This is a genomic window from Rhizobium sp. 01T444 (assembly GCF_056398305.1).
On the sequence record NZ_JBFTPD010000271.1, the window covers coordinates 1 to 608 of the forward strand.

Annotated in this window: 1 protein-coding gene; it reads left to right on the forward strand. The window is 60.2% G+C overall.

Annotated elements, in window-relative coordinates:
- Positions 1-11 precede the first annotated feature (11 nt).
- On the forward strand, positions 12-608 hold a 597-nt coding region (locus AC1DTN_RS38400), incomplete at its 3' end, for a BREX system ATP-binding domain-containing protein (protein ID WP_477925435.1).

Here is a 608-nt window from a genome sequence, read left to right on the forward strand (position 1 = left end):
ACGCGGAGCTGATGCGCAACGTGGCAACTCGCACGCGGCCGGAAGGTGGTGCTCTATCGGGCGTTGTGGAGAAGTTCATCTCCACTGCTCAGGCCGAAGCCAAGCAAGAAGGCGTCGAATCGGAGGTCGTGATCAGGCGCAAGCTCGATAGCCTGACGGAACTCGTGAACGGGTACGACTTTGCAGACGTCATCGCCGCGTACTGCCGCGGCGTGGAAAAGGACAACGAGCAACTCAAATCCGATGCCGTCCGATGGCTTCGCGGCGAGTTCGCCACTAAGACTGACGCGCGGCAGGCACTCGGAGTGCGTTCCATCGTGGACGATGGCGCGGTCTATGACCAACTGAAGCTCATGGGGCGCTTCGTGCGCCTGGCCGGTTTCGCGGGCTTGCTGGTGAATCTTGACGAGATGGTCAACCTCTACAAGATGGCCAACAAGCAAGGGCGCGACGGCAACTATGAGCAGATTCTGCGGATCCTCAACGATTCCCTGCAGGGCAACACCGAAGGACTTGGGTTCATTCTGGGAGGCACACCTGAGTTCGTCCTGGACCCTCGGCGCGGGTTATACAGCTACCAAGCCCTCGCCACTCGACTTGCGCAGAAC